Genomic DNA, 6,068 nt, shown 5'->3' on the forward strand with positions numbered 1-6,068 from the left:
CCGCAGCACCGGCGCGCCGGTCAGCTGCTTCTGGACCTCGGGGCGCTTGTCGTCGAGGACCCGGAGCGGGTTGATCTCGATGCGGCGGCGGGTCTCCTCGTCCAGGTCGAGCTCGCGCAGGAAGCCCTGGAGCGCGTCGCGGTAGACGGGCCGGCACTCCTTGTCGCCCAGCGAGTTCAGCAGGATGCGGAAGCCGCGCAGGCCCAGGGAGCGGTACGCCTGGTCGGCCAGGATGATCAGCTCGGCGTCCAGGACCGGGTCCTCGGCACCGATGGCCTCGGCACCGACCTGTGAGAAGTGGCGGTAACGGCCCTTCTGCGGACGCTCGTAGCGGTAGTACGAGCCGGAGTACCAGAGCTTGACCGGCAGGTTGCCGAGCTTGTGGAGGTTGGCCTCCAGAGCGGCGCGCAGCACGGACGCGGTGCCCTCGGGGCGCAGGGCGAGCTCGGAGCCGCCCTTGGTGGTGAGGGTGTACATCTCCTTGCTCACGATGTCGGTGGACTCGCCGACGCCTCGGGAGAAGAGGGCCACGTCCTCGAAGCCCGGGGTCTCGATGTAGCCGTAGCCGGAGTTCTTCAGCGGTGCGGAGATCGCCTCACGCACCGCGAGGTACTTCGCGGAGTCGGGCGGGGTCAGGTCGTACGTGCCCTTGGGGGCCTTGAAGGTGCTCACGATGTCGCTCTCGTCACATTCCTCGTCGGGGCGCGTCCATACCGTGCAGATACGGATTGGTGGCGCGCTCGCGGCCGATGGTCGTCTGGGGGCCGTGGCCCGACAGCACCACGGTCGAGTCGTCGAGCGGCAGGCACACACGGGCCAGCGACTCGAGCAGCTCGGCGTGGTCGCCGCCGGGCAGGTCGGTACGTCCGACGGAGCCGGCGAAGAGCAGGTCGCCCGAGAAGAGAACCTGCGGAACCTCCGCGGCCTCGGGCATCCTGAACGTCACCGACCCCTTGGTATGGCCGGGCGCGTGCGAGACACCGAACTCCAGACCGGCCAGCATCAGCCGGGCGCCGTCGCTCAGCTCCTTGACGTCGTCCGGCTCCCCCACCGTCAGCTCGCCCATGAGCGGCATCCCGATGGAGCGGCCCAGCGCCTTCTCCGGGTCGCTCATCATGTAACGGTCCTCGGGGTGGATCCAGGCGGGGACGTCGTGTGCGCCGCACACCGGGACGACCGAGGCGACGTGGTCGATGTGGCCGTGGGTGAGCACGACGGCGACGGGCTTCAGCCGATGCTTCCTCAGCGCTTCCTCGACCCCGGAGGCGGCCTGGTGGCCCGGGTCGATGATCACGCACTCCTCACCTGCGGCGGGGGCGACCAGGTAACAGTTGGTCCCCCAGGCCCCGGCGGGGAACCCGGCAATGAGCACGATCGTCCTTAATGGTTGTTCGACGAGGGGTCGCGGCTGCGAGGTCGCAGCAGTTCAGAGCCTACCGGCGCTCCTCATTCCACAGCTAACCCATATACGGTACGGGGCAACTCAGGCCCGATCACACGACGTACAAGGAGATCACCCGGTGGTCAGCAGCGATCAGCGGCGGCGGCAGCTCGCCAGGGAGAAGTTCGAGCGGCAGCAGCAGCGCCGGGAGGAGGCCCGCCACCGGACCCGGCGGCTGACGGTCATCATCACCTCCGCGGTGGCCGTGGTGGCCGTGATAGGCGGCGTCACGTACTTCGCCACCGGCGACGACGGCAAGAAGGACAAGGCCGACCCGGCCGCGAGCGCGAGCCCGTCGGCGTCCCCCTCGGCGAGCGAGAAGAGTGCGCCCGAGCCGGCGATGAAGATCGACAAGAAGGCGAAGTACACCCTGTCGCTCAAGACGGGCCAGGGCGACATCGCGTTCACGATGGACGCGGCGAAGACCCCGCACACCGCGAACTCCTTCAAGTCGCTCGCCGACAAGGGCTTCTTCGACGGCACGAAGTGTCACCGGCTGACCACGCAGGGCATTTTCGTCCTCCAGTGCGGCGACCCCAAGGGCGACGGCACCGGCGGTCCGGGCTACACGATTCCGGACGAGAACCTCACCGCGCTGGGCAAGGCGGGCAAGGACGGCACGGTGACCTACCCGGCGGGCACGGTGGCGATGGCCAACACCGGCCAGGCCCACACCGGCGGCAGCCAGTTCTTCCTCGTCTACAAGGACAGCAAACTGCCGCCCACCTACACGCCGTTCGGCACGATGAGCGAGGCCTCGCTGAAGGCCGTCGAGGCCATCGGCAAGGCGGGTGTCACCGGCGGCGCCGCCGACGGTGCGCCGAAGAAGGCCGTGAACATCTCGAAGGCGGCCGTCGACAAGGCGTGAGCCCGGCGGGCCCGGCGTGATCCGCACGGCAGGCACCGCGCGGGGCCGGATAATTTCGGCCGCTCGGAGTGCGGACAGCCGGGCGGCCCGTCGCCTAGATTGGCGTTGTGCAGGGCGGGCGCTGCCCGCCCCAGGAAACTGTGGACGATGCCAGGGGGGTGAACCCCCTCGCGGGCATCAGGTGGAGGAGGCGCTGTGAGCAGCGACCCGTGGGGCCGTGTCGATGAGACAGGCACCGTGTACGTGCGTACAGCCGACGGCGAGCAGGTCGTCGGATCGTGGCAGGCCGGTTCTCCGGCGGAGGCCCTGGCCTACTTCGAGCGCAAGTACGAGGGCATTGTGGTCGAGATCGGCCTCCTCGAGCGGCGGGTGAAGACCACCGATCTGTCCGCGAAGGACGCGACGACCGCCATCGAGCATCTGCGTGCGCAGGTCGACGAGCACCATGCCGTCGGCGACCTCGACGCGCTGCGCAAGCGGCTGGACGCCCTGGTGGCGACGGTCGACTCGCGGCGCGAGGAGCGCAAGGCCCAGAAGGCGAAGCAGACCGACGAGGCGAAGCACGCCAAGGAGGCGCTGGTCGTCGAGGCCGAGGAGCTGGCGCAGAGCGAGCAGTGGCGTTCCGCGGGCGAGCGGCTCCGTGCGCTCGTCGACACGTGGAAGGGCCTGCCGCGGCTCGACCGCAAGTCGGACGACGAGCTGTGGCACCGCTTCTCCCATGCGCGCTCGGCGTTCTCCAAGCGCCGCAAGGCCCACTTCGCCTCGCTGGACGCCCAGCGCGAGGAGGCCCGCAAGGCCAAGGAGAAGCTGGTCGTCGAGGCCGAGTCGCTGTCCCGCTCCTCGGACTGGGGCACGACGGCTGCCCGCTACCGCGATCTGATGACGGAGTGGAAGGCGGCGGGCCGCGCCCAGCGCGAGGCCGAGGACGATCTGTGGAACCGTTTCCGCGGTGCCCAGGACGTCTTCTTCGCGGCCCGCGGCGAGGTGTTCGCCGAACGGGACGCGGAGCAGGGCGAGAACCTCAAGCTCAAGGAGGAGCTCGCGGTCGAGGCCGAGAAGCTGGTGCCGGTGAAGGACCTGAAAGCCTCCAGGGCGGCGTTCCGGGCCATCAACGAGCGCTGGGAGGCCATCGGCCATGTGCCGCGTGACGCCCGCCCGAAGGTCGAGGCGCGGATGCACACGGTGGAGCGGGCGCTCCAGGAGGCCGAGGAGTCGGAGTGGCGCCGGACCAACCCGGAGGCACGTGCCCGTGCCGCGGGTCTGACCGGACAGCTCCAGTCGGCCGTGGACAAGCTGCGTACCCAGATCGACACGGCGCGCACCTCGGGCAACAACGCCCGTGCGGACAAGCTCGCCCGCGAGCTGGAGGGCCGGCAGGCGCTCCTGGACCAGGCTCTCAAGGGCCTGGAGGAGTTCGGCGGCTGAGACCCGGTTCGCCGGTTCCGTCGTGAAGGGCCCCTCCGCCGGTCGGTGGAGGGGCCCTTCACGTGGTGCACGGGGCCGGTGCGACGCACCACAGCCCCGAGGGGCTGCAGGGCCGGTCGGGCGGCCCGGATCAGGGCCGGCGGGCCGAGGTCACCCGGTAGACGTCGTAGACGCCCTCGACGCCGCGTACGGCCTTCAGGACGTGGCCGAGGTGTTTCGGGTCGCCCATCTCGAAGGTGAACCGCGAGGTCGCCACCCGGTCGCGGGAGGTCTGCACGGCCGCGGACAGGATGTTGACGTGCTGGTCGGACAGGATGCGCGTGACGTCCGAGAGGAGCCTGGACCGGTCCAGTGCCTCGACCTGGATGGCGACGAGGAAGACCGAGGACTGGGTGGGCGCCCATTCGACCTCGAGGATGCGCTCCGGCTCCTGCGAGAGCGAGTCGACGTTGACGCAGTCCGCACGGTGTACGGAGACTCCGCTGCCCCGGGTGACGAACCCGATGATCGGGTCACCGGGAACGGGCGTACAGCAGCGGGCCAGCTTGACCCAGACGTCCTCGACGCCCTTGACGACGACGCCCGGATCGGCGTTCGAACGGCGCTTGTTGCGGCCGTGCGAGGGCGGCGAGCTCTCCGCGAGGTCCTCGTTGGCCTCGTCCTGGCCGCCCAGCGCCTGGACCAGCTTCTGCACGACACCGGCCGCCGCGACATGTCCCTCGCCGATCGCGGCGTACAGGGACGAGATGTCGGGATAGCGCATCTCGTGGGCGAGGGTGACCAGTGAGTCGCCGGTCAGAATCCGCTGGATCGGCAGGTTCTGCTTGCGCATGGCGCGCGCGATGGCGTCCTTGCCCTGCTCGATCGCCTCGTCGCGGCGCTCCTTGGAGAACCAGGCGCGGATCTTGTTGCGTGCCCGCGGCGACTTGACGAACCCGAGCCAGTCACGGGAGGGACCCGCGCCGGCCGCCTTGGAGGTGAAGACCTCCACCAGATCGCCGTTGTCGAGGGTGGACTCGAGCGGGACGAGCCGCCCGTTGACCCGTGCCCCTATGGTCCGGTGGCCGACCTCCGTATGGACGGCGTACGCGAAGTCGACCGGTGTCGCCCCTGCCGGGAGCGCTATGACGTCGCCCTTCGGCGTGAAGACGAAGACCTCGTTGCGCGAGAGGTCGAAACGCAGGGACTCCAGGAACTCGCTGGGGTCCTCGGTCTCCTTCTGCCAGTCCAGGAGCTGGCGCAGCCACGCCATGTCGTTGACGGTGTCCTGGCCGCGGCCGGTGTTCTTGGGGACGTCGGTGCGCACCTTGGAGGCGCCCGCGACGGCCTCCTGCTTGTACTTCCAGTGCGCGGCGATGCCGTACTCGGCGCGGCGGTGCATGTCGAACGTACGGATCTGCAGCTCGACCGGCTTGCCGCTGGGGCCGATCACCGTGGTGTGCAGCGACTGGTACATGTTGAACTTGGGCATCGCGATGTAGTCCTTGAACCGGCCGGGGACCGGATTCCACCGCGCGTGAACGGTGCCGAGCGCCGCGTAGCAGTCGCGGACCGTGTCGACGAGGACGCGGATGCCCACCAGGTCGTAGATCTCGGCGAAGTCCCGGCCCCGCACGATCATCTTCTGGTAGACGCTGTAGTAGTGCTTGGGCCGGCCGGTGACGGTGGCCTTGATGCGGGCGGCGCGCAGGTCGGACTGGACCTCGTCGGTCACTATGGCGAGGTATTCGTCACGCTTGGGCGCCCGCTCGGCGACGAGGCGGACGATCTCGTCGTACATCTTCGGGTAGAGGATCGCGAAGGCGAGGTCCTCCAGCTCCCACTTGATCGTGTTCATGCCCAGGCGGTGGGCCAGCGGGGCGTAGATCTCCAGCGTCTCGCGGGCCTTCTTCTCCTGCTTCTCCCGTTTGAGGTAGCGCATGGTGCGCATGTTGTGCAGCCGGTCGGCGAGCTTGATGACCAGCACCCTGGGGTCCTTGGCCATCGCGACGACCATCTTGCGCACGGTCTCGGCCTGCGCCGCCTCGCCGAACTTGACCTTGTCCAGCTTGGTCACGCCGTCGACCAGCAGGGCGACCTGGTCGCCGAAGTCGCGGCGCAGGGTGTCCAGGCCGTACTCGGTGTCCTCGACCGTGTCGTGCAGCAGCCCCGCCATCAGAGTGGCCGGATCCATACCCAGCTCGGCCAGGATCGTGGTCACGGCGAGCGGATGGGTGATGTAAGGGTCGCCGCTCTTGCGCTTCTGGCCGCGGTGCCAGCGTTCGGCGACCTGGTAGGCGCGCTCGATCTGGCGCAGCGTGGAGGTCTCGATCTTGGCGTCGTTGCTGCGGACGG

The 6,068-nt window shown here is 69.3% G+C and carries 5 protein-coding genes; 2 read left to right on the forward strand and 3 right to left on the reverse strand.

What is annotated here, in order from left to right:
• Both J1C73_RS30910 and J1C73_RS30915 read right to left on the reverse strand, forming a co-directional pair.
• On the reverse strand, positions 1–672 hold a 672-nt coding region (locus J1C73_RS30910; RefSeq protein WP_207319264.1), incomplete at its 3' end, for a histidine--tRNA ligase.
• Positions 673–685: 13 nt separating this feature from the next.
• Positions 686–1,372, reverse strand: a complete 687-nt coding sequence (locus J1C73_RS30915; protein ID WP_123468393.1) for an MBL fold metallo-hydrolase — start codon at positions 1,370–1,372, stop codon at positions 686–688.
• A gap of 148 nt (positions 1,373–1,520) precedes the next feature.
• Between J1C73_RS30915 and J1C73_RS30920 the strand changes: the two genes are divergently transcribed.
• A complete protein-coding gene (locus J1C73_RS30920) occupies positions 1,521–2,309 on the forward strand; it encodes a peptidylprolyl isomerase (RefSeq protein ID WP_207319265.1) in 789 nt (262 codons plus the stop codon).
• 195 nt (positions 2,310–2,504) lie between these two features.
• Positions 2,505–3,734, forward strand: coding sequence for a DUF349 domain-containing protein (locus J1C73_RS30925; RefSeq protein WP_207319266.1), 1,230 nt, complete (start codon positions 2,505–2,507; stop codon positions 3,732–3,734).
• Between the two features lie 130 nt (positions 3,735–3,864).
• Here the strand turns inward: J1C73_RS30925 and J1C73_RS30930 are convergent.
• The coding region (locus J1C73_RS30930; protein ID WP_207319267.1) for a RelA/SpoT family protein at positions 3,865–6,068 on the reverse strand (2,204 nt) is incomplete at its 5' end.

Source organism: Streptomyces laculatispora (genome assembly GCF_017353455.1).
Classification (GTDB): Bacteria; Actinomycetota; Actinomycetes; order Streptomycetales; family Streptomycetaceae; genus Streptomyces; species Streptomyces laculatispora.